We start from the raw sequence: 23840 nt of genomic DNA, 5'->3' as shown, positions 1-23840 counted from the left end.
AAAAATACATCCTTGAAAAAAGCTGAGAAATTCATATCTCAGCCTTTTTCTTATTTCACAGATGCTCCGTTAGTCGCGATGACTTCCTTGTACCAGTCAAAGGATTTCTTCTTAGAGCGTTTGAGTGTCCCCCTGCCTTCATTGTCCCGGTCCACGTAGATAAAGCCATAGCGCTTCTTCATCTCGCCAGTGCCGGCTGATACCAGGTCGATACAGCCCCAGGTCGTGTAGCCCCACAGAACTACCCCATCCTCATTGATGGCTTCCCGCATAGCCTTGACATGGGCCGCCAGGTAGTCAATCCGGTAATCATCAGCCACATAGCCATTTTCATCTGGAGTATCCACTGCACCCAGACCATTTTCCACGATAAACATGGGCTTTTGATAACGATCCCAGATGGTATTAAGCGTAATGCGCAATCCCAGAGGGTCGATCTGCCAGCCCCACTCAGAAGCTTCCAAATAAGGATTCTTGAGAGAAGCAAAGATATTGCCCTCGGTCAGCTCATTGACCTTAGGGTCGCCCGAAGCCACTCGGCTAGAGTAGTATGAGAAGGAAATGAAGTCCACCGTATGTTCCTTAAGCAGCTGCAAGTCTTCTTCTGTCATTTCGACAGTGATGCCCTCGCGCTCCCAAGCTTTCTTGGCATAATTAGGATATTCGCCATGCGCCTGCACATCAATGAAGAAATAGTTTTCTCTATCTTCCTGCATGGCCGCCCAATAGTCAGCTGGATGAGCTGTATTGGGATAGTATGGACCCGCCGCTAGCATACAGCCGACCTTGTTTTCCGGGTCAATCTCATGAGCCAGCTTGGTGGCAATAGCTGACGCGACCAGCTCATGATGGGCTGCTTGATATTTGACCTGTTCTTCGTTTTCACCTTCTTCAAAGCAGAGCCCCGCCCCCATAAATGGTGCATGGAGGATCATGTTAATCTCATTGAAGGTCAGCCAGTACTTGACCAAGCCCTTGTAGCGGGTAAAGAGAGTTCGGCAGAGACGCTCGTAAAATTCCAGCATGCGACGGCTCCGCCAACCGCCATATTGCTCAATCAAGTGCATGGGACAGTCAAAGTGAGTAATGGTTACCAAGGGCTCAATGCCATACTTGTGGCATTCCTTAAAGAGGTCTTCGTAAAATTTCAGGCCAGCTTCATTGGGCTCCAGCTCATCCCCCTTAGGGAAAATCCGGCTCCAAGCAATGGACAGACGATAGGTCTTAAAACCCATCTCACCAAAGAGGGCAATGTCCTCCTTGAAGCGATGGTACATGTCAATAGCTTCCTTGGCTGGGTAGAAATAGCCTTCCTCAAAGTCAAACATCTTTTTCTTACCCGTGATGATGGCCAGACGGTCCTCACCAATCGGCACCACATCTACATTAGCCAGCCCGCGACCATCCGCATCATAAGCGCCTTCGCACTGGTTGGCAGCTGTCGCTCCGCCCCACAAGAAACCAGCAGGAAAAGTCCGTTTTTCAGTCATATCTTCCTCCTTAGTAAGATAAAAGATTTTCTATACTTTATAGTATAACAAAGTAAAATCTAAAATACTTATAACATAATGTCGAATAATAATATTATTCTATGACCGATCAATTTCACAGCTGAAATAACAAATTCCCAATCTGGCATTTCTCTTCAGACCAGTGATAGATTTTCCTTATCAGTGCGATAAAAAATACATATTACTAAAGGTCTGTTATCTATGCTAAACTAGGAACATCAAGTGTTTAAGGAGTGAGAGCCGTGAACTGGGACATTGTAAGTGACTACTATCCCCTCTATCAAGAGGCCTTTCTTTTAACCATGTTCATCGCCTTTTGGGGGATTTTGGGGTCGATTGCTGTTGGATTTTTAGTCAGTCTGATTCGCTTTTACAAGATTCCCGTTTTGAAGCCGCTAGCAACCGCCTATATTGAGTTTTCCCGCAATACGCCGCTGTTGCTGCAGCTTTTCTTTCTTTTCTTTGGCCTGCCTCGTGTTGGCCTCGTTCTGTCCTCTGAGGCTTGCGCAACGATTGGGCTAATCTTTCTGGGTGGTTCCTATATGGCTGAGTCTTTCCGAAGCGGCCTTGAAGCAGTCAGCCGAACGCAGAGGGAGGTCGGACTATCTATCGGCTTACGACCAGTGCAAGTCTTCTACTATGTCATCCTGCCTCAGGCTACAGCTATTGCCCTGCCTTCCTTTAGTGCCAATGTCATCTTTTTAATCAAAGAAACCTCAGTATTTTCAGCTGTTGCCTTGGCAGACCTAATGTTTGTAGCTAAAGACTTGATTGGCCTTTACTACGAGACAGATACGGCTCTGCTCATGTTGGTCATCGCTTATCTGATTATTTTGCTGCCAATCTCACTTGGCTTTAGCTGGATAGAAAGGAGGCTGCGGCGTGCAGGATTTGGGCATTCAAGTACTCTTTCAGGGGAATAATTTCTTACGTATCTTACAGGGGCTGGGCGTTACCATTGGTATTTCTATCCTCTCGGTCATCATCTCCCTTATCTTGGGGACTATTTTTGGCATCATCATGACCTCGAACTCAAAAGTCGTGCGCTTTCTGTCCAGAGCCTATCTAGAGTTTATCCGCGTCATGCCCCAGCTGGTTCTGCTCTTTATGGTTTACTTTGGCCTAGCCAGAAACTTTGACATCAATATCTCTGGTGAGCTTTCAGCCATCATCGTCTTCTCTCTTTGGGGAACGGCGGAGATGGGAGACTTGGTACGAGGGGCCATTACTTCCCTGCCCAAGCATCAGTTTGAGAGTGGTCAGGCACTGGGACTGTCGCAGCGCCAACTCTATGTCTACATTATCATCCCACAGGTACTGCGACGGCTTTTGCCGCAGGCGATTAACCTAATCACGCGGATGATTAAGACAACCTCACTCATCGTCCTTATCGGAGTCATTGAGGTTGTCAAGGTCGGCCAGCAGATTATTGATAGCAATCGTCTGTCTATCCCTTCTGCTGCTTTTTGGATTTATGGCTGCATTCTGCTGCTTTACTTCGCAGTCTGCTTTCCTATTTCTAAGCTGTCCTCTTATTTGGAAACCATCTGGAAGGAGTAACGGACACCATGTCGGAAATCATTTTAGAATTACGAGACATTCGCAAGTCTTTCGGCAGCAATGCCATCCTTAAAGACCTGTCTCTTTCTGTCCAAAAAGGAGAGGTCGTGGTCATCCTAGGATCATCTGGCTGCGGCAAGTCGACCCTGCTTCGCTGTATCAACGGTCTTGAAAGCATCCAGTCTGGCGATATTTTACTGGATGGCCAGTCCATCCTCAGCCAGAAAAAGGACTTCCATCTCGTTCGTCAGAAGATTGGCATGGTCTTTCAAAGCTATGAGCTCTTCCCCCATCTGGATGTCCTGCAAAATCTGATTCTTGGTCCCATAAAAGCTCAAGGGCGCAAGAAGGACGAGGTCATCAAGGAAGCTGAAAGCCTGCTGGAGCGGGTCGGCCTGGCTGATAAAAAGCACAGTTTTGCTCGCCAACTGTCTGGCGGCCAAAAGCAACGGGTAGCAATCGTCCGTTCGCTCCTCATGCACCCAGAAATCATCCTTTTTGATGAAGTAACTGCCTCGCTGGATCCCGAGATGGTCCGCGAAGTGCTAGAGCTCATTAATGATCTGGCTGAGGAAGGCCGGACCATGTTGATTGTGACCCACGAAATGCAGTTCGCCCGTGCCATTGCCGATCGGATCATCTTCATGGACCAAGGTGGTATCCTCGAGGAAAATACCACCCAGCAGTTCTTCAGTCAACCCAAAACCCAGCGAGCTCAGGAATTTCTCAATGTCTTTGACTTCAGCCATCTAGGCTGACAGTTAGGTCTACCCCACCACTGATGTGGCTGCTCTTTGGTAGCTCTGTATTTTCTTCACATTCCCATATCTTATAAAGGAGTCTCCTATGAAATTATCTAAAACAATCTTTGCTTTAACAACCCTTACTCTAGCTTTCTTCCTTGTCGCTTGTGGCAGTTCCAGCAAGAAAGATGCTGGTAACAAAGACGCAGCTTCCAGCAAAACAGTCAAGGCCCGCAGTCTTGAGGAAATTAAAAAGAGCGGTAAGCTTCGTATCGCGGTTTTCAGTGACAAGAAACCTTTCGGTTATGTAGATAACAAGGGCAAATATCAAGGCTATGACATTTATCTGGGCGACCAACTAGCCAAAGATTTGGGTGTTAAGCCAGAGTACGTGCCTGTAGATGCTGCTAATCGAGCGGAATACTTAATCTCCAACAAGGTCGATATTACCCTAGCCAACTTCACTGTCACAGACGAGCGGAAAAAACAAGTTGACTTCGCTCTGCCCTATATGAAAGTATCTCTTGGAGTTGTATCACCAAAAGGCTCAGTTATCACCAAGCCTGAGCAGTTGGAAGGTAAGACCCTGATCATCACCAAAGGAACCACAGCTGAAACCTACTTTGAAAAGAACTATCCGAATATCAAGCTGCAAAAGTATGATCAATACAGCGATGCTTACCAAGCCTTGCTGGACGGCCGCGGCGATGCCTTTTCTACGGACAATACTGAAGTCCTTGCCTGGGCGCTGGAAAACAAAGGCTTTGAAGTCGGCATCACTTCGCTAGGTGATCCAGATACCATTGCTCCAGCTGTGCAGAAGGGCAATACCGAGCTGCTCAACTATATCAACGACGAAATCAAGAAACTCGGCAAAGAAAACTTCTTCCACAAGGCCTATGAAGAAACTCTCCACCCGACATACGGCGAAGCTGCTAAGGCTGACGACCTAGTTGTTGAAGGCGGGGAAGTTAAATAAACCTGCTGATATAGAGCAAGAAGTTAGAAAAAACTTAATTTCTAGCCGAAATATAAGAACAGTTCACATAAAAACGCATAAAATCAACACTTTTGTAATCAGTTGATTTTATGCGTTTTTTCTATGTCAAACAGACCTATTTCATTCGATAAAAATCAATCACTAGACCAGCAGGTCCTTTAACTAGCAGGGATTCTGTTCCCCAATCAGTTACAGCTGGGCCGTGTAAAATTTCAGTACCAAGCTCTTTCAACCGCTGGTAATTCTGGTCTACATCCTCAATCTCGATGTGGAGAATGATTCCTGATTGGAAATTTTCCAAAGGAATCAAATGATTTTGGGACAACATGAGGCAATGACTGCCAATCGTGAACTGAGCAAAACTGTCGTCAACATAATCGGCTTTTTTATCAAAAATACGCTCCAAGTCAGCACAGACTTGGGGAACATCTGAAACGATAATATCTAATTGATTTAAATTCATTGACTATTCTCCATAAAAAGACCAGATTGCTCCGATCTTTTCAAGTTCGACTCTAAGAAAATCAAGTTATAAACAAGACATCAAAGCGCAGGCTGTACCGCTATGCGGCAAGGTGAAGATGACACAGTTTAAATTTGATTTTCAGCGAGAGGAATTATTTAATTGCGCGTGATTGCAAACCTTCTTCTTCCAAGAAGAGGCGGAATGGTACGAGTTCTTCTGCTTCGTATTTTTCCTTGAAGGCTTTGATTTCTTCTTCTGAGTGAAGTTTTGGATCCAACTCAAGAACTTCTACCGGAAGCGGACGGTGTTGAGTGATGCGGGCATCAATAACAACTGTCTTACCTTCTTTGTTGAGTTTCACAGCTTCTGCAACAACTGCGTCGATGTCTTCGATACGGTCAACTGTAAATCCAACAGCTCCTTGAGCTTCAGCGATTTTCGCGTAGTCAGCGTTAGGGAAGTCAACACCAAACAAGTGTTTGTTGGTATCTTCGTATTTATTCTTGATGAAGGCATATTCAGCGTTTGAGAAGACAAGGTTGATAACTGGAAGGTTGTATTGAACGTTCGTGATAACGTCTGGGTAGCACATGTTGAATGCACCGTCACCCATGATGTTCCATACTTGGCGATCCGGATTGTCTTTCTTAGCAGCGATACCACCAGGAAGGGCGATACCCATTGTCGCAAAGAGTGGAGATGTACGCCACATATTCTTAGGTGTCATGTGGAGGTGACGAGTAGATGTTTGAGTTGTGTTACCTACATCGATTGAGTAGATAGCGTCTTGATCAGCGTATTTGTTAACTGCGTTGTATACTTGGTACAATTGCAATTCACCCTCAGTTTTACCTTCGAGTTTGTTCATGTAATCACGCCAGTTTTGGTTGTTCTTAACGTTTGCACGCCACCATGGAGTTGACTCAACTGCGTCTACCTTATCAAGAATCGCTTTAGCTGCTTGACCTGCATCACCAAGGATAGAAGCGTCAAGGGCATGGCGTTTACCAAGTTTGTAAGGGTCGATATCTACTTGGATGAATTTTTCAGTGTTCTTGAAGGCTTCGTACACTTCAGCAAATGGGAAGTTTGATCCAAGGAAAAGAACTGTATCTGCTTCGAAGACCACTTCGTTGGCTGGTTTCCAACCAACACGGTAAGCAGAACCTGTCAAACCTTCATAGTTCCACTCGAAAGCTTCAAAGTTTTTACCAGTTGTGATGATTGGTGCTTTGATTTTACGTGACAATTCAGTAATCACTTCACCAGCTTTAACACCGCCAAATCCAGCGTAGATAACTGGACGTTCGGCCTTGTTCAAAATTTCAACAGCTTTGTCGATTTCAACTTCGTTCAAGGCAGGAGCGATGAATGAACGCTCGTAAGAACCTGATCCATAGTATGAGTTTTCGTCGATTTCTTGGAAACCAAAGTTTACTGGAATTTCAACAACAGCTGGACCTTTTTTAGATACTGCAGCACGGCAAGCTTCGTCGATAACTTTTGGCAATTGCTCAGCGTAAGCTACACGTTTGTTGTATACAGCGATTCCGTTGTACATTGGGTTTTGGTTAAGCTCTTGGAAGGCATCCATGTTGAGTTCGTTGACTGGACGTGATCCAAGGATAGCAAGGAATGGAGTGTTGTCCATAGCTGCATCGTAAACACCGTTAATCAAGTGAGTCGCACCTGGACCACCTGAACCAACTGCAACCCCGATTGAGCCGCCAAATTTAGCTTGCATCACCGCAGCAAGAGCACCAGTTTCTTCGTGGCGAACTTGCAAGAAACGGATATCCTTGTCTTCAGCCAAAGCGTCCATCAATGAGCTGAGTGTTCCTGATGGGATACCGTAGATAGTGTCTACGCCCCATGTTTTCAATACGTTGAGCATTGCTGCAGATGCAGTAATTTTTCCTTGAGTCATTGTAACTCTCCTTTAAATCTATTTTGATCCTTTAAAAATGTAGCATAGCGCTTCTACTCCATCTTTGCGATCAGGTTTCGTTTTGAAAATGAGTTTTTTCTGACATTTCTCATGAAAACGATTTACAAAACGATTACAGTATTAATTTATCACAAAGAGATTCACATATATAAGAATCTGCTCAGAGATGCTCAATCCCTATTACATAACAGATGCTCTTTTTTTGAGAAAATTTCACAAACTATAGTAGAATAGGATATTTTATTATAATTTGCATGCGCCTCTAAGACTTGTAGCTGTAGGAAATCAAACAAAAAGCGATACAAAATTCTGTATCACTTTTTATTTCATTTAATCAATTTTCTCAACATTGAGAAGCAGCGAGCTAGTCAAAACAGACAAAGAGCTAAGGGCCATAGCAAGACCTGCTAGTTCTGGATTGAGGGTCAATCCCAGTCCTACAAAGACTCCAGCAGCAATTGGAAGCCCAAGGATATTGTAGATAGAGGCCCAGAAGAGATTGAGTAATATCCTGCGGAAGGTTTTTTGACTCATGTCAAAGGCGCGCACAACGCCAAGTAAATCATTTTGCGTGAGCACGATGCCACCGGACTCGATCGCAATATCCGTTCCAGATCCCATAGCGATCCCCACATCCGCGATCGAGAGAGCTGGAGCATCATTGATCCCATCTCCAACAAAGGCGACCTTGCTAGCTTCTTGCAGTTTTTGGATGGCGCTAGCTTTTTCTTGAGGAAGGACATCAGCAATGACGGTGTCAATTCCCACTTGCTTAGCAATAGCTTGGGCCACCCGTTCATTATCCCCCGTTAACATGACCGTTTTCAAGCCCCGTTCTTTGAGCTTTTTGATCGCTTCTTTTGAGCTGGCCTTCGGAGCATCTTGAATGGCAATCAAGCCAATCACTTGCCCATCCACAGACAAACTGATCACTGTTTTGGCCTGCTCTTGCAACTCTACCATCCGTTTTTCAAGCTCCGGATCCATCGCTGTCCCGTCATGAAGTTTGCCATTTCCCAAGGTCACCAACTGCTGGTCGATCTGACCTTGGACCCCTTTTCCTTCAATCGCTTGGAAGTTTTCCACAGGGAATAACACCAAACCTTTTTCTTCTGCTTGGGATAACACCGCTTGGGCTAGTGGATGTTCTGAAAAAGTTTCAAGACTAGCAGCCAGTGTCAAGACACGCGCTTCATCTCCTACAACATCGGTTACAAGTGGTTGGCCAATGGTAATAGTCCCTGTCTTATCAAACACAACGGTTTGAATCTTTTGCACTTCTTGAAGAACCGTTCCATTTTTAATCAGAACCCCCATCTTGGCACTACGGCCGGTTCCGACCATCAGGGCTGTTGGGGTTGCTAAACCAAGGGCACAAGGACAGGCAATAATGAGGACAGAGACTGCATAGAGCATGGCCTCTTGAAGCGACGCGCCCAGAAGCACGGACCAAACCCAGAAAGTCGCAATGGCCAAAATCGTCACCACTGGAACAAAGATACCTGAAATCTTATCCGTCAAATCTTGAATAGGAGCACGACTGGATTGGGCCATTTTGACAAAGTCCACAATTTGAGATAAGAGGGTCTCACTACCGACTTTTTCAGCCTTAAAGAGAATGGTCCCATTGCTGTTGATAGTGGAGCCGATAACTGCATCACCAACTGATTTTTCCACAGGCAAGCTTTCACCTGTCACCATCGACTCATCAATGGTCGTACTTCCTTCTACAATCGTCCCATCAACCGCAATCTTTTCCCCAGGACGGACCCGAATCAAGTCATCAATTTGGATATCTTCTGCCGCCACCTCGACATAGTTCCCATCACGGAGAACTTGAGCCGTTTTTGCCTGCAAATCCAACAACTTTTCCACAGCCTCGGAGGCATTGTTACGCATCCGTTCTTCAAAGATTTGCCCTAAGAGGATAAAGAAGATGATAAAACCCGCAGCCTCAAAGTATACTGGCTGACCAGTAAAAAGGGCAAATACACTATAGACATAGGCTACCAGGGTTCCAAGAGCTACCAAGGTATCCATATTGGAATGGTGCTTCTTAAATGAGGCCCAGGCACTCTTGATAAAAGGAACTCCTGCTACCAACATGATCGGCGTTGTCGCTAGAAAAGTCCCCCAGCGACTGACTGTATGGGATACAAATCCTGCCATCATCCCGATCATCAAGATCAATAAAGGAAGGGTAAAGATACTAGTAATCCAAAAGCGATCCCGTAAACTTAAGACACGACGGCGTTTTTCCACAACCGTGTAGGAACCCTTTTGCATCTTCATTCCACATGAAAACTCGAAGTCCCCTGTTTCTGTCGGGGTAAAGGATATCACCTTATCCACACCGACTTCCAAAGGCTCTAAAATCCCCTGATCTTCAAACAAAATTTCCTTGTAACAGCCGGAAAGATTGACCCGATGGAAGGTGATTTCAGCAGGGATCCCTTTTTGAAGTTGAAATTCTTTGGGACTATAGCCCTTTTCTGCTGTAATACGGATCTTTTGCACTCCGTTTTCCACAACTGCTTTTTGTTTTTCTACCATACCTACTCCTTTATTCCACAATCATGTGACCATGCATCATGTTCATTCCACATGAATACCCATATTCGCCCGCTTTTTCTGGCGTAATTTCAATGACATGTTTTTCACCTAAAGGCAAATCTTCGTGAACGCCAAAATCTGGAAAGATCACTTGAGCCAGACATGAAGATGGATCCTTGCGATTAAAGATGATCCGGGCTGGAACATTCTTTTTCAGGACAATGGTTTCAGGCGAATAGCCCCCCATGACTTCGACTTCAATTTCTTGATAACCTGATTTCTGACGAGCGTGGCCGCTTACCTTTTCATGCTCTGCAAAGAACCACCAAGCAATAAAAGCAACCACAAGTAAACAAACAATACTAATCAACAATCCAAACATGGAATTTCCTTCTTTCTACTACATACAATTGCAAGGGACTGTTTCGACAGCCTCTGCTTTCTTTTCATCGAGGACCCGCTGCAGCTGATTAAGATCTGCAAGCGTAAAGTCACTCTCCTGAATCAAGTTTTCAAGCACCTGGACAATTCTTTTTGAGCAAACCTTGTCTTTCACCTCCTCAACCACCAAGTCTAAACTCTGGTCCTGCTTCAACAAAGCCGAGTAAACAAAGGCTTTGCCTGATTTTTCTCTAGTCAAACATCCTTTCTCCACCAAGCGGGTCAAGAGAGTCTTGACCGTCGACTTCGACCAGTCAAAGCGCTCGGACAAGACGGCGATCAAATCCGTGCTGGTCTGCTTGCCTTCCATCCAGATAATCTTCATGATGCGCCATTCCGCATTGGAAATTTTCATGGCTTCTCCTTTCAAAATCTACATTTGTAAATTTCATAATGCTATTTTACCTCTAAGATTTACATTTGTCAACCAAAAGTTTTAAAAAAAACAAATCTTCCTTTGAAGATTTGTCTGGTTGGGCTTTTTTCGCTCCCTATTTTTATCTCTATAACGTCTCCTGCAAAACCTTGGACAGGGCTGCATAGCCAGCAATGGTCAGATGGAGGCCGTCCCTTGTGTAGTCTGGGCGCAGCTGGCCTTCCTCGTTCAGAAAAGCATCGTAGAGATCGATAAACTGGACGTTCATGTAGGCGCTAGCCAGCTGACGATAGGCCTGATTAAGGGCCTGAATCTTTTCATTGCTGCGGACATAGACCGTGCTCTTGTAGGCTGGAGCTTCATTGACGGGAAGGACAGACAGCAACTGGATCTGAGCCAGAGGATAGTCACGAGAAATCTCCTGAATAACGGCTTCCAAATTAGCCAGCGTTTCTGTCTGAGGCATCTCCTTGCCAATATCGTTGGTACCTATCAGGATAAAGACCTTATCCAAAGCCTGCCCAAAGAGATGGGCATCTAGGTTTTCTAAAAGCAAATCAGTCTTATAGCCCCGAATGCCACGGTTAATCAGTCTTTTATCCGTCTGTAAGAGCTCCTGAAGCGGATAGTATTCTACGATGGAGTCTCCAATAAAGATGATGTCTGGCTCCTTGACAGAGAGTTGATTGAGCTCTCTGTAGTTTTGCTGCAATTTTGCCTGCTCCTTGAGAAGCCATTCTTCTAGTAATTGTACTGCCATTATTCCCTTTCCTCTTCTAAGTATTGCTCAAGTATCTGTAAAACACCGGCTTCTGTATTTGCTGGCGCTAGGTAGTCCGCTATCTTTTTGACCCGCTCATCGCCATTCTCCATAGCGTAAGAAATACCTGCTAATTCAAGCATTTCTATGTCATTTTCACTATCCCCAAAAGCCATTATTTCTGAGCTTTGAATCTGCCACTTAGCCATCAGCTGCTGCAAGCCCCAAGCCTTGTGCATCCCATCTTGGAGGATGTCAATCGCACCGTAACCACTGGCAACAGCGCTCAATCGGCCAGCAAAATGCTGATTAATCAGACGAGCATGCTCTGCTGCTGCAGCCTCTTCTACCATCATACTCATTTTTAAGACCTTGTCAAAGGGATAATCCTGAAGGCTTGGCAAAAAGTTCATTCGCTTGTAGAAGAGCTGAGCCATTTCCTTAGTCATGACTTTTTCAATCAAGGGAAACTCTGTCCCCTCCTGGACAAAGCCGCCTATTTCAGAAGTCACAACCAGCTGAAGCTCCCTTTCACGACCGGAAAAATAATCCAGCGCATCCCTAATCAATCCAGGTTCCCAGAAGCTGCTCATGCTTAGCCGATTCTTTTCAAAAATCCTCGCTCCGTTGGCGACTACCAAGGTCATTCGTTCTACCAAATCTCCCAATAGCAGGCGCATCCGTGGAATTTCATTACCAGTAGCCACCACAAAGCGAATGTCTCTCTTCTCCAGCTCATCTAAAATAGTAGTCAGACGCGGCAAATCCAGCTGTCCCTGTCCGTCCAGCAAGGTTCCATCCATGTCTGTCGCTATCATCTTTATACTCATTTTTTATCCATTTCTATTTTTAGCATCTGGTTTTTACTGTTCCTTTTCCAGAAAACCTCTGACTTTTAGACATATTATACTACTTAAAAAAGTAAAAAGAAAGGCAAGAAGAGGCGGATAAGACGGTCGATTTTACAAAGGGCACTTTTCAATCCTCCAGTTTTATATTATAATCATAGCTATATTCCTGTCGTAAAATTGGAGGTCCTCATGAGCAAAAAAGAAGTCGCATTCCCACGCTACCAGCAGATTGCCGTCGCCATTGCCGAGCGAATCGTTGACGGCAAATATCCTATCGGCAGCAAGATCTATGCTCGCTCTACCTTAGCCAGCAACTTCAATGTCTCCCCTGAAACAGCCCGCAAGGCTATTAATGTGCTGGTAGATTTGGAAATCATGGAAGTCCGTCATGGCAGTGGGGCCTTCATTTCCTCCAAGGAAAAAGCTCAGCAGTTTCTCAAGACCTATAAAGATGTCAACTCTCTGCAGGACCTCAAAAGCAAGCTCCACCAGAGCATCCAGCGCCAAGAGGAAGAATTTGCAAACTTTTCCCAGCTCCTTAACCAGCTTCTCAGCCGAACTAAAGATGTCCAGCAGCGCTTCCCTTTTAATCCCTACGAGCTGCAGCTCTCAGCAGACGCTATCAACCTAGGAAAATCTATCAATGAACTCAATATCTGGCACTCGACTGGTGCTACCATTGTCGCAGTCCAGCAGGGAGACCAGCTCCTAATCTCGCCTGGTCCTTATACCAAGCTGGAAGCCGGCAATACCATCTATTTTGTTGGCAACGAATTATCAGTCGGTTTGATGCATAATTTATTTTTTAATGAAATTGAAACAAACAAGTGAAACAGCACTTGTTTTTTCTTTGTCAAAAAACAGAATAGACAGGCGAATCCGCTGTCTGACAAGCTTTTTGCTACTTTCAGAAATATTCTAGAAAATCATCCTCCTTTTTTATAATAGCCGAAAAAGGCCGGTCTGACGGCCTTTTGGGTTTGACAAAGTGACCACACGATGTTATACTGTGATGGTCTTTTAAGTGACAACTTATCAAAATAAACATGTAGTCACTTGTGCAAAAGGAGAAATACGTTGAATAAACTAGAAGTAAAACATTTGACTAAAATTTTCGGTAAAAGGCAAAAGCAGGCACTGGAAATGGTGCAGCAAGCCAAAAGCAAAACTGAAATTTTAGAAAAAACCGGTGCTACTGTCGGAGTTTACGATGTGAACTTTGAGGTTCAGACCGGAGAAATTTTTGTCATCATGGGACTGTCCGGTAGTGGAAAATCTACCCTTATCCGCCTGCTCAACCGATTGATTAACCCGACATCAGGCGACATTTACATCGACGGCCAGGATGTTGCCAAGATGAACGAAGAGGAGCTGCGTGAGGTTCGCCGCCACAAGCTCAATATGGTCTTCCAGAACTTCGGCCTCTTTCCACATCGGACCATTCTGGAAAATACAGAGTTCGGTCTGGAAGTTCGAGGTGTTGATAAGGAAGAGCGCACGCGCCTAGCTGAACAAGCTCTGGACAATGCTAGTCTCCTCTCCTTCAAAGACCAATACCCCGAACAGCTCTCTGGTGGGATGCAGCAGCGGGTTGGTCTGGCTCGAGCTTTGGCCAACAATCCTGATATTCTGCTCATGGACGAGGCTTTCTCAGCTCTAGACCCCCTCATCCGCCGTGAAATGCAGGATGAGTTACTAGATCTGCAGGCAGAGCATGAGCGTACCATTATCTTTATCACGCACGATCTCAATGAGGCCCTGCGTATCGGTGACCGCATCGCCATCATGGCTGACGGTCAGATTATGCAGATTGGCACCGGTGAGGAAATCCTGACCAATCCAGCCAACGACTTCGTTCGAGAGTTCGTTGAGGATGTGGACCGCTCCAAGGTCTTGACTGCCCAGAATATTATGACAACGCCACTGACTACCAACATTGACATCGATGGACCAACCGTGGCTCTCAATCGCATGAAAAAAGAAGAGGTCAGTATGCTGCTGGCTGTGGATAGGAAGCGGCATCTCAAGGGTAGTCTAACTGCCGAAGCCGCCCGCGATGCCCGCAAGGAGCATCAAGCACTGGCTGACGTCATTGATAAGAATGTCCGCAAGGTCACTCAGGAAACCCTGATTACTGATATTTTCCCGCTGATTTACGATTCACCAGCGCCTCTAGCCGTTGTAGATGATATGGACAAATTAGTCGGTGTTATTATCAAAGGTCGGGTCATCGAAGCCTTGGCCAATACTACTGAATCTGAAGAATAAGGGAGGTTCGCATTTTGAATATTTTACAACAGCCAATCCCCGTTTCTCAATGGGTTGAGGCCTTTACTAACTGGGTAACGGATACCTTCTCCGGGCTTTTCTCGGTCCTTCAGGCTATCGGAAATGCCATCATGAATGGGATGACAGACACCCTGCTCTTCATTCCGCCCCTGCTCTTTATCGCAGTCATCACTATTTTTACCTATTTGATTTCCAAGCGTAAGCTGGGACTGCCCCTGCTCACCTTCATAGGCCTGCTCTTTGTTTACAACCAAGGCCTCTGGGAAAATCTTATGAACACTGTGACCTTGGTTATCGTCTCCAGTGCCATTTCCATTATCATCGGTATTCCACTGGGGATCTGGATGGCTAAGAGCAACCGCGTCGAAGCAGTTATCAAGCCCTTGCTGGACTTTATGCAGACCATGCCGGCCTTTGTCTACCTGATACCGGCTGTGGCCTTCTTCGGTATCGGTATGGTGCCTGGGGTCTTTGCCTCTGTCATCTTTGCCCTGCCACCGACTGTCCGCTTTACCAATCTAGCCATTCGTCAAATTCCGACTGAGCTGATTGAAGCGTCAGACTCCTTCGGGGGCACTGGCAAGCAGAAGCTCTTCAAAGTCGAGCTGCCTCTGGCTAAAAATACCATCCTAGCTGGGGTCAATCAGACCATCATGCTGGCTCTTTCAATGGTCGTTACCGCCTCTATGATTGGGGCGCCAGGACTGGGCCGCGGCGTTCTCTCTGCCCTGCAGCACGCTGATATCGGTTCCGGATTTGTCAATGGGGTATCTCTGGTTATCCTGGCCATTATCATTGACCGCCTGACTCAGAAGCTCAACCAACCTCTGGCTAAAAAATCACCGGTCACTGCCAAGGAAAAACGCAAGAAGATTATGCTCTGGTCTGCTCTGGCCGCTGTCATCCTGACAGCCTTTGTCGGAAATCAAGTGACCAAGCTTCAGCAAAGCAAAAAAGAAAAGGTCAACCTTGCCTATGTTGAATGGGACTCCGAAGTTGCCTCAACCAATGTCGTAGCGGAAGCTCTCAAGGAAATGGGCTACGATGTCACCATCACACCGCTGGACAATGCCGTTATGTGGAAGTCCGTTGCTAATGGCGAAGCCGATGCCATGGTTTCTGCCTGGTTGCCGACCACCCACGCTGCTCTCTATGAGGAGTACAAGGACAAGCTAGTGGACTTGGGGCCAAACCTTGAGGGCGTTAAAACAGGGCTAGTCGTACCAAGCTATATGGACGCTGACTCTATCGAAGACCTGTCAGACCAAGCCAAGAAAACCATCACAGGTATTGAGCCCGGCGCTGGTATCATGACCGCGACTGAGAAGACTATGCAAGAATACAGCAATCTCAGTGGCTGGAATCTTTCTTCTTCCTCAACAGGAGCCATGACCACTGCTCTGGATCAGGCTATTAAGAATAAAGAAGATATTATCGTAACCGGCTGGTCACCTCACTGGATGTTCTCCAAATACGACCTCAAATACCTAAAGGATCCCAAGGGAACCATGGGCGGCAAGGAAGCTATCCACACTATGACTCGAAAAAATCTAGACAAGGACTTACCAGAAGTCAACAAGGTCCTAGACAACTTCAACTGGACTCAAAAGGACATGGAAGAAGTCATGCTTAAGATTAACGAAGGCAGCTCACCAGAAGCTGCAGCCAAAGAGTGGATTAAAAACCACCAGAAAGAAGTCGAAAGCTGGAAGAAATAAAAGTATAGAAAACCCTGAGATAACAGTATCTCAGGGTTTTTGATTGGCTTCTTCCTTGCCTTACAAGACTTAGGCATCATTTAAAGATTGCTTCTATTTGGAGCATCATTCTTTAATAGCATCTTCGTATCTGTCAAAGGCATAGTGACTCTGTGCGTAGAGTGGATTATCCATGGCCAATAGCAAGTATTCATTTTCTGTTTTATTACTGTCTCCATCAGAGTCATTCCAGGTAACATCTAAGGCCAGCCACTGACCATCTACTTTTGCGTAGTTCCAAGCATGCGGGTCAAAATCATCTGTATTTCCACTCACATACATGGTTTCGAGACCAGCTTCCTGAGCTAGAGCCTGGAAGGTTACAGCATAAGCTTGACAGACTCCCTTACCCTCAAATAGCGGACCAGTAATATCAAAACTAGATTCGTACTTGCGAATACCGTCTTGCATATCTTTAAACGCTTTTGAAATAGCCTCTTCTGATTCTTTATTCTCAATAGATGTTTTGTAATTCAAAAAGCCTTGGTAAGCAGCCTTATCATAGCTAATATGCTCAATCATATACTGATTAATTGCCTCAATCTTTTCTCTGTCGCTCATCTGGTCTTTGATGATGTCTTTGACAATCTCTTTGACCTTTTTACGGGCTTTCTTATATTTGGCTGTTTCGTCAGCATCATATTTAAAGTGTACCACATGTTGCTTAGCATCAATGGCAGGAAGTACTCCCTGCTGAATGACTGGATTTTGCTCTAAAACATCGTGAAGCAATTCACTGACATCTCCTTCACTCAGCTCTGGAAACTCACTGTAATCAACATATTCTGCATCGGACAGAAGGGCCTTGGCAAAATATTCCTGCGCTGCACTTCTGGCTGCCACTCTTTCCTCAATATCACTAACATCATGAACGACTGTTTTACCCTTGAGATCCAGGTCAGCCTGTTCTACACTGATATATTTATCTGAAACACCCGACTTGCTTTCCTCTTTATTGACCTTTTCATTATGCCTATCTACAACAGGCTGCACTTCTTCGACACTGGCCTGTTCAATGAAAAAGTCCGTTTTGACAGTAGGCATGCCCTTGATAGAGACCAGACATCTGACATCCCGGCCTTCTTTTTCAATTTTTTCATAGACGATTGGAAAGTTCTGAATCTGGCCATCCATCATCTGCAGTGGTGCTTCTTCAGGAATGTTTCCCTTCTGCCGCAGAGCGGAAACCTGGTCAGAAAAAGTCCGAAAATCGATTTGATTCGGCATCAATTTCGCAAAGTTATCAGATGAGATAGGATTACTGATAGTGCCTAAAGCTTCTTTGTCTTTGAGGGGAACAACAAGGAGTTCATAAGGCTTTTTCTCAACCGTTTTCTTACTGTAATCCTGGTCGTAAGCCTGCAGCAACCGTTGTCTGGCAAGTATCGGATCATCACCGGAACGGCCGCCGTTGCGGCTATCATAGTGGGTAGGCAAATCTGTCCGATACACTGTCGAAGTGACCCGATCGACCTCTTTATAGTTATAAAGACCTGTCTTGGTATCACTGCCAGGCATGGTCACATACTCTCTTTTTATAATGGAATAAGAGTCCGCTCCCGGTACTTCGGTCCATTCCAGCTGCAAGCGACCATCTCCGAGCAGACCGCTCTTGGTCTTCAGAGCTAGCTTATCGCGCCCTTTCTTATCTATCTTAACGATCCAAAGTTTTGGCTTTTTAAGCTTTTTACCTGTGCGCTCATCATCCCGTTGCAACAGATAGAGCGTATCAAAAACACCCCAGCTCTCACCTTGCTTGGCTAGACCATATTCCGTATGCTCTCCATTTGCCTCCACTCTAGTAGCAGAGAAATGATAAGCTGGCTCAATCACTATCTGCCGCTTATCATTCAGCTTAAAGTCGCCCCCTAAAATAGCTCGTAAGTTGCTGTCCCCATAAATTTCAAAGGAAGAAATCAACTCAGTCTGTCCTGCACGTGGCAGTGTCTCAAAATCGTTAGGTTTTTGTACCTCTGTCGGAAATGTAATAGGCTCATTTTCCTTGATCTGAATGACCTTTTCTTGGACATCATAAGGAGTATTTTTGCTGTATTTTTCTCTCAGCTTACGAACACTTTCCGAAAATTGGCCGCCTTGCTCTCCCGTACCGCCACCATTCTTTTGAAAAAGACTGCAGCCCATCAGAAAACAAATCAACAGAGTAAGCAGAGAAATGAAACGGATTTTCCTACTCATGATTTTCCCTCCTGAAATAGATATTCTTAACATATTATACCATATTTTATTTGAGGCGTCTTTGTTTTTTGTAAACGTATTCATACATCTGCAATTTTGCGAATAAATTCTTATTTTTTATAGAGACAGCTTCCCTCAAACTACTGCCTTCCCTCATCTTGCTTTTAAAATCAAGAGGGATCAAGCAATTCTCAGCTTAAAATATAGAAAAAACCAAGCCAGATAGGACTTGGTTTATTTTATAAGGAGCTATTTTGTTTAAGTCATTCAATCCTGATAGAGACTGTCTCCATTCGTCGCGATGACTTCTTTGTACCAATCAAAAGATTTTTTCTTATAACGGGCTAGAGTTCCGCTACCGTCATCGTTGCGGTCAACGTAGATAAAGCCGTAACGCTTGCTGAGTTCTGCCGTGCTGGCTGAAACCAGGTCAATACAGCCCCAAGTTGTGTAACCTAGCAGTTCTACGCCATCTTCCAGCGCTTCTCCTACCTGTTGCAAATGCTGTTTAAGATAATCAATGCGGTAGTCATCTTCAACCGTTGGGCCAGTTAGACCATCCACCAAGACATCCTTGGCACCGAGACCATTTTCCACGATGAAGAGAGGGAGCTGATAGCGGTCATAAAAGCTATTTAACACCAAGCGCAGGCCGACTGGGTCAATCTGCCAACCCCATTCTGAGCTAGCCAGATGAGGATTTAGGATGCCACCTAGAAGATTGCCTCGGCCGGAAGAATAATTTTCCGGATCATGAGCCGCAACCACACTCATGTAGTAGGAGAAGGAAATAAAGTCTACAGTATTTTCAGCTAAAAGCTCTTTGTCGCCCGGCGTAAACTGAATCTCAATCCCATTCTCCTTGAAGAAACGATTGATATAGGCTGGATATTTTCCACGCGCATGGATATCAGAGAAGAGGTAGTTTTGATTTTCAAATTCCCGAGCTGCCAGAACATCTTCAGGTTTAGGTGTCATGGGATAGGCCGGCATGGCGAGAACCATACAGCCAATCTTAAAATCAGGATTGATCTCATGACCAATCTTCGTTGCTAAGGCAGACGCCACCAGCTCATGATGGACCGCTTGATAGAGGTCCTGCTTGGATAACTCTTCAGCTGGCGTGGCAATGCCGCCACTCATAAAGGGCGCATGGAGAACAGAGTTGATTTCATTAAAGGTCAGCCAATACTTGACCTTGTCCCTGTAGCGGGTAAAAACCGTGCGAACATAGCGCTCGTAGAAGCCAATCAAATCACGGTTGGCCCAGCCATTGTATTGACACGCCAAATGCAGGGGCGTTTCATAGTGAGACAGGGTAATCAGCGGCTCAATGCCATATTTAGCCAGTTCATCAAAAAGATTGTCATAGAATTGCAGACCAGCTTCATTGGGCTCCAGCTCGTCCCCATTTGGAAAAATCCGAGACCAGGCTATGGAAGTCCGGTAAACCTTGAAACCCATCTCCGCAAAGAGGGCGATGTCCTCCTTGTAACGATGATAGAAATCAATCCCTTCCAGCTTGAGATTATCTGCTGTCGGCTCCTCGGTAATCAAAGGGTTGCAATCACCTGGCTTGGCTGGCACTCCGCCTTTTGGAGTCACATCCTGAACAGACAGGCCTTTTCCATCCAGATTATAGGCGCCTTCATACTGGTTGGCTGCAGTTGCACCACCCCAGAGGAAATTCTGCGGAAATTTACCCATTTGCATTTTCTCGCTTTCGTTTTTTTTATATTTATATTATAATAGTTGTCAAACATATTTTCTAACACAATTATCTTAATAAATTGTACTATTCTATGAAAGAGTGTCCCCATGATTGATTTAGGCCAACTACATAAAAATACCGTTTTTAAAAACCAAGGAACCCCTTATTCTCTGACCCGCACCATCACTGAAAATGGTCATCCAGATATTCTTTTCCACTGGCATACCGATGTTGAAATGATTTATGTCCATGAAGGAAAAGCACAATTTCATATTGACGACGACTACTTTAACAGTGAAAAAGGTGATATTATCCTGATTCGCCCCAATGCCCTGCACTCCATCCACCCCATCAACGACGAGCGCCATTATATGGACGCTATTAATTTCCATCTGGATCTGATGGGCTACTCTGCCATGGATCAGGCCAGCATCAACTATCTGCAGCCCCTCTACAATGGTCAGCTGGACTTGACTCATGTGATCAAGCCCAATGATACAGCCTATGCGGAGATTCGCCAGTGCCTCTTAGCAGCTATGGAAACAGGCTATTTCCGCAAATCTCACTACGAGTTTCAGCTCAAAGCCCAGCTCAACCAGCTCTTCTACCTGCTCTTTGAGAATGACTATGTCATTTCCAAAGACCTGTCACCCGAAGGCTACCGCAAGGAAGAAAAGATTCGCTCTATCATTGACTACATCAATGCCCACCACCAAGAAGACCTGAATATTGACCAACTGGCTGGCATTTGCGGCTACAGCTCCACCCATTTCATGAACTTCTTCAAGAAGCATCTGGGCGTTTCCTGCATTGAGTACTTGATCCAATTCCGCTTGCGCAAGGCCGCCGAACTCCTGCAACACTCTAATCTCTCTGTACTGGAAATCTCCAGCCAAGCAGGCTTTAATAACCTATCCAACTTCAACCGCCAGTTCAAAAAATACTACCAAATGACACCAAGCCAGTATCGGAAGAAATGAAGCACTAAAATAGAAAATAAAAAAACGAATACCTGCTAAGCTAAATGAACTTTGAGGTATTCGTTTTTTGTAATGCTAATATTATAAGAAGTATTGAAACAGCACCATGTTTTGTAAGATATTATTCTATATCTCGGTCCCTGCCTTCTGAGCCATAGACTCTGTGATAGGCTTTGACATAAAAAGATATGGGTTTATCTGATTCGTTTTGGACAGTGATATCTTGATCACTGTCGCTTACACTAAAAACAAACGTTCTATTTTGGGTAAAGTTGACATCAATGCTATAGTTTTCGTTAAACTCAACACCTAAATCGGATAAAGCCTGTTCGTTTGGGATTGTTATCCCCCCATCCTTTTCATTATAGTAGTGAACAGACTTTTTTTCTGCATCATAGATATACTCATTTTCATCTATCTGCTCTCTCAAATAAGAATCATAAATTCTAATTTTCCCATCTGTTTTATCTTTAAATTTTAAAACACTGACTCCTGAACCCTTTATTAGGTCAAGATAAGGCTTTTTAATCTTTACATAAACAGCTTCGCCTGGCTTTAATTTGACTAATTGATAGGAGCCGCCATGATCTTCTTCGACAAAATAAACCAGATTCCAAATCAAGGTTCCCAAAAAGAGTAGACTAATCAATTTCCCATAAATGCTTTTGTAGAAAGGTTTCTTTATACAGATATAAACTATCCATGAAACGATAAAAACAACAAAGATAAATAAGAGTGGTAAAAAGTGAATTAAAAAGTCTATTAAAAGAAAAAGTTGTTCAAAAAAATTCATATTTCGCCTTTCTTTAATTCTCAACCAATATTTAGTTTCAACGAACAAGGATAAAGCTAGTTCCTATCATCCAATCATTTCTATACTAGCAAGTTCAGCAGGAGATTGAAGAGCCCCAGCCAAAAAATAGCTAGCAGCAAATTGCGCCCCTGCTTTTCTTTGAAGAAATTTCTCCGCAAAAACAGGCAGAAAATCATCAAAACCAGGGAGCACACTAGCAACAAAAACAAGATAAGCGTAGGTATAAAATACAAAAGCAGCCACAAACCAAGATGCATTTCATTTTCTTTCCAATCAAATAAGTCAAAATAATAGACGAACTCGAAAGCGGTCAGTTTCATTCATTAACAGTTCTATAATCCTTTTTAATTATAACAAAATCTTAAATTTCAAAACAGCAAAAACCAGATTGGTAAATCCAATCTGGCTAAAATCATATTCAAGCAATTTATTGCCCCGGCCAATTCAGTCCAACATGAGACTTCATTTCCTGATAGGCGGTATCAATCCGTGCTCTGCTTTCTTGATCCAGTTTGTCTCGATACTTGCCACCTTCGACAAAGTCGTCCAAAATCCAGGTCTGGTAAGTGTATAAAGGAAGACCGTCTGCTGAAGTAGTGCCCTTTTCAACTCGGCTGACCCAGCTCGGATGAGCCTGGGCACTTTTTATCTGTGTGCCCTTTGGTGTCTTTTCAATGGTAACATCCATCAGCACTCCGCGCTCGGTCCAATGAGCATTTTCAATTCCCTCCATGGTTTCAATACGCTGATTGGAAATGAAATTCCCCATAGAATACATGATTAGCTTCTTCTGGCCATCTTTCTCTAAAATCTCTGCCGGCTCAACCACATGCGGATGCCCTCCAAAGACGATATCTGCTCCCCAGTCAACCATTTTATGGTAGAGGGTCATCTGCTCCTCTGTCGGCTCCAGCTGGTACTCTATCCCCATCTGAGGCATGACGACTGTAATATCTGCTTCCTTTTCTGCCCGCTCAATCTCGGCTCGCATCTTTTCTTCATCCAGATCGGACAGACGGTTATCATAGTCTTCCTGACTGAGCAGCCCCTCCATGCCATTGTAAGCATAGGAGTAAGCCAGCAGTGCAATCTTAATGCCTTTGACTTCCTTTATCAAGAGCGGTGCCTGACTGCGGCTTTCATGCGGATAAACACCGATGGGAGTGATTCCCTCTTTTTCAAATGCCTGAGCTGTAGTGAAAACTCCCTCCAAGCCAGAGTCTAAAATGTGATTATGAGCCAGGTCCATCACCTGATAGCCAGCATCCTTGATTGCTGGAACTACGGCTTCTGGAGCATTAAAAAGCGGATAGCCATTCAAGGGATAGTCCGGCCGAATCGTGCCTTCAAAGTCTCCTAAGACCAAATCACCCTGCCGAAGCCATTCCTTGGCATAGTGGAAATTCTCAGAAAAATCATAAGTGCCGTCTTCTTTCTGAGCACTCAGATAAAGACCGTCATGATAAAGTAAATCCCCAGTCGCCATGATACGAACCGTCTGATCCTGAGAAGAACCTGACTGCTGCTCTTTCTTACTAGGAGACCGAAAGGTAAAATCCTGCAAATGTTCTGACAAGAGGATTAAGCTGGCTGACAGCCCTACTACGGTCAAAAGTACTCCGACAAACTGGCGATTGCTAAGCTGTTTTTTAAAGATTTTGGGACGAGGAAATGGAAGTTCCTTAAACCAGTCCCGCCAAGCATGGTAAGCATCTGCCAGCAGATTATGTTCCGCAGTAAAATCCGATATCTTTTTCCAAAGTTCCTGAAAAAAAGTCCGAATCTTCTCCCAAAGAAATTTTTTACTCATCACATCTCTCCACTTTTTCTTACTTGATAATAGTGCATCAATATTTACTATATTGTACTATTTTTACCGTCAAA

General features: G+C 44.7%; 21 protein-coding genes. 8 read left to right on the top strand and 13 right to left on the bottom strand.

Annotated elements, in window-relative coordinates; genetic code table 11:
* Nucleotides 1-50 precede the first annotated feature (50 nt).
* Entirely contained in the window at nucleotides 51-1490 is a 1440-nt protein-coding gene (locus O3621_RS07050; protein ID WP_371513982.1) for a 6-phospho-beta-glucosidase, read from the bottom strand.
* Between the two features lie 263 nt (nucleotides 1491-1753).
* On the opposite strand from O3621_RS07050, the gene O3621_RS07045 reads away from it, so the two are divergent.
* The 4 genes from O3621_RS07045 (at nucleotide 1754) to O3621_RS07030 (ending at nucleotide 4793) form a co-directional block, all read left to right on the top strand.
* On the top strand, nucleotides 1754-2434 hold the full coding sequence (locus tag O3621_RS07045; RefSeq protein WP_125341096.1) for an amino acid ABC transporter permease: 681 nt from the start codon (nucleotides 1754-1756) through the stop codon (nucleotides 2432-2434).
* Nucleotides 2394-3071, top strand: coding sequence for an amino acid ABC transporter permease (locus tag O3621_RS07040; RefSeq protein WP_371513981.1), 678 nt, complete (start codon nucleotides 2394-2396; stop codon nucleotides 3069-3071). The genes O3621_RS07045 and O3621_RS07040 overlap by 41 nt, the downstream gene beginning before the upstream one ends.
* A gap of 8 nt (nucleotides 3072-3079) precedes the next feature.
* Nucleotides 3080-3829: an amino acid ABC transporter ATP-binding protein gene (locus tag O3621_RS07035; protein ID WP_371513980.1), complete on the top strand. Its 750-nt coding sequence runs from the start codon at nucleotides 3080-3082 to the stop codon at nucleotides 3827-3829.
* Nucleotides 3830-3917: 88 nt separating this feature from the next.
* The gene (locus tag O3621_RS07030) at nucleotides 3918-4793 is read left to right on the top strand and encodes a cysteine ABC transporter substrate-binding protein (RefSeq protein ID WP_125336385.1); all 876 of its coding nucleotides are present in this window, start codon (nucleotides 3918-3920) and stop codon (nucleotides 4791-4793) included.
* Nucleotides 4794-4929: 136 nt separating this feature from the next.
* Here O3621_RS07030 and O3621_RS07025 read toward each other — a convergent pair whose 3' ends face one another.
* The 7 genes from O3621_RS07025 to O3621_RS06995 form a co-directional block, all read right to left on the bottom strand.
* Nucleotides 4930-5277, bottom strand: coding sequence for a VOC family protein (locus O3621_RS07025; RefSeq protein WP_125341100.1), 348 nt, complete (start codon nucleotides 5275-5277; stop codon nucleotides 4930-4932).
* A 154-nt stretch (nucleotides 5278-5431) separates the two neighbouring features.
* Nucleotides 5432-7207 carry a pyruvate oxidase gene (gene spxB / locus O3621_RS07020; RefSeq protein ID WP_125341102.1) on the bottom strand — a complete coding sequence of 592 codons (1776 nt, stop codon included), beginning with the start codon at nucleotides 7205-7207 and terminating at the stop codon, nucleotides 5432-5434.
* 351 nt (nucleotides 7208-7558) lie between these two features.
* The gene (locus tag O3621_RS07015; protein ID WP_314449854.1) at nucleotides 7559-9781 is read right to left on the bottom strand and encodes a heavy metal translocating P-type ATPase; all 2223 of its coding nucleotides are present in this window, start codon (nucleotides 9779-9781) and stop codon (nucleotides 7559-7561) included.
* Between the two features lie 10 nt (nucleotides 9782-9791).
* On the bottom strand, nucleotides 9792-10163 hold the full coding sequence (locus O3621_RS07010; RefSeq protein ID WP_002901455.1) for a cupredoxin domain-containing protein: 372 nt from the start codon (nucleotides 10161-10163) through the stop codon (nucleotides 9792-9794).
* An 18-nt stretch (nucleotides 10164-10181) separates the two neighbouring features.
* Nucleotides 10182-10577: a CopY/TcrY family copper transport repressor gene (locus tag O3621_RS07005; RefSeq protein ID WP_002914394.1), complete on the bottom strand. Its 396-nt coding sequence runs from the start codon at nucleotides 10575-10577 to the stop codon at nucleotides 10182-10184.
* A gap of 148 nt (nucleotides 10578-10725) precedes the next feature.
* The gene (locus O3621_RS07000) at nucleotides 10726-11358 is read right to left on the bottom strand and encodes an SGNH/GDSL hydrolase family protein (protein ID WP_314449853.1); all 633 of its coding nucleotides are present in this window, start codon (nucleotides 11356-11358) and stop codon (nucleotides 10726-10728) included.
* Nucleotides 11358-12188: a Cof-type HAD-IIB family hydrolase gene (locus tag O3621_RS06995; RefSeq protein ID WP_002914396.1), complete on the bottom strand. Its 831-nt coding sequence runs from the start codon at nucleotides 12186-12188 to the stop codon at nucleotides 11358-11360. Before O3621_RS06995 ends, O3621_RS07000 begins: the two co-directional genes overlap by 1 nt.
* Before the next feature lie 210 nt (nucleotides 12189-12398).
* On the opposite strand from O3621_RS06995, the gene O3621_RS06990 reads away from it, so the two are divergent.
* From O3621_RS06990 to O3621_RS06980, 3 genes are all read left to right on the top strand, one after another.
* Nucleotides 12399-13040, top strand: a complete 642-nt coding sequence (locus O3621_RS06990; protein ID WP_002914397.1) for a GntR family transcriptional regulator — start codon at nucleotides 12399-12401, stop codon at nucleotides 13038-13040.
* Between the two features lie 246 nt (nucleotides 13041-13286).
* Nucleotides 13287-14477: a glycine betaine/L-proline ABC transporter ATP-binding protein gene (locus O3621_RS06985; protein ID WP_314449852.1), complete on the top strand. Its 1191-nt coding sequence runs from the start codon at nucleotides 13287-13289 to the stop codon at nucleotides 14475-14477.
* 14 nt (nucleotides 14478-14491) lie between these two features.
* Entirely contained in the window at nucleotides 14492-16216 is a 1725-nt protein-coding gene (locus O3621_RS06980; protein ID WP_314449851.1) for an ABC transporter permease/substrate binding protein, read from the top strand.
* A gap of 105 nt (nucleotides 16217-16321) precedes the next feature.
* Here the strand turns inward: O3621_RS06980 and O3621_RS06975 are convergent, their stop codons facing one another.
* Nucleotides 16322-18451, bottom strand: a complete 2130-nt coding sequence (locus O3621_RS06975) for a transglutaminase domain-containing protein (protein WP_314449849.1) — start codon at nucleotides 18449-18451, stop codon at nucleotides 16322-16324.
* Between the two features lie 267 nt (nucleotides 18452-18718).
* A complete protein-coding gene (locus O3621_RS06970; RefSeq protein ID WP_371513979.1) occupies nucleotides 18719-20164 on the bottom strand; it encodes a glycoside hydrolase family 1 protein in 1446 nt (481 codons plus the stop codon).
* A gap of 105 nt (nucleotides 20165-20269) precedes the next feature.
* Between O3621_RS06970 and O3621_RS06965 the strand changes: the two genes are divergently transcribed.
* A complete protein-coding gene (locus O3621_RS06965) occupies nucleotides 20270-21142 on the top strand; it encodes a helix-turn-helix domain-containing protein (RefSeq protein ID WP_371513978.1) in 873 nt (290 codons plus the stop codon).
* 121 nt (nucleotides 21143-21263) lie between these two features.
* Here the strand turns inward: O3621_RS06965 and O3621_RS06960 are convergent, their stop codons facing one another.
* From O3621_RS06960 to O3621_RS06950, 3 genes are all read right to left on the bottom strand, one after another.
* On the bottom strand, nucleotides 21264-21935 hold the full coding sequence (locus O3621_RS06960) for a hypothetical protein (RefSeq protein WP_371513977.1): 672 nt from the start codon (nucleotides 21933-21935) through the stop codon (nucleotides 21264-21266).
* Between the two features lie 66 nt (nucleotides 21936-22001).
* Nucleotides 22002-22199 carry a RhtB family transporter gene (locus O3621_RS06955; protein WP_326845100.1) on the bottom strand — a complete coding sequence of 66 codons (198 nt, stop codon included), beginning with the start codon at nucleotides 22197-22199 and terminating at the stop codon, nucleotides 22002-22004.
* Between the two features lie 184 nt (nucleotides 22200-22383).
* A complete protein-coding gene (locus O3621_RS06950; protein ID WP_268697531.1) occupies nucleotides 22384-23766 on the bottom strand; it encodes a CapA family protein in 1383 nt (460 codons plus the stop codon).
* Nucleotides 23767-23840 lie beyond the last annotated feature (74 nt).

The organism is Streptococcus sp. 20925_1_22 (assembly GCF_041431685.1).
Taxonomy (GTDB): Bacteria; Bacillota; Bacilli; order Lactobacillales; family Streptococcaceae; genus Streptococcus.
Note: the sequence above shows the minus strand (reverse complement) of the source record. Positions and strands in the feature narration are given on the sequence as shown.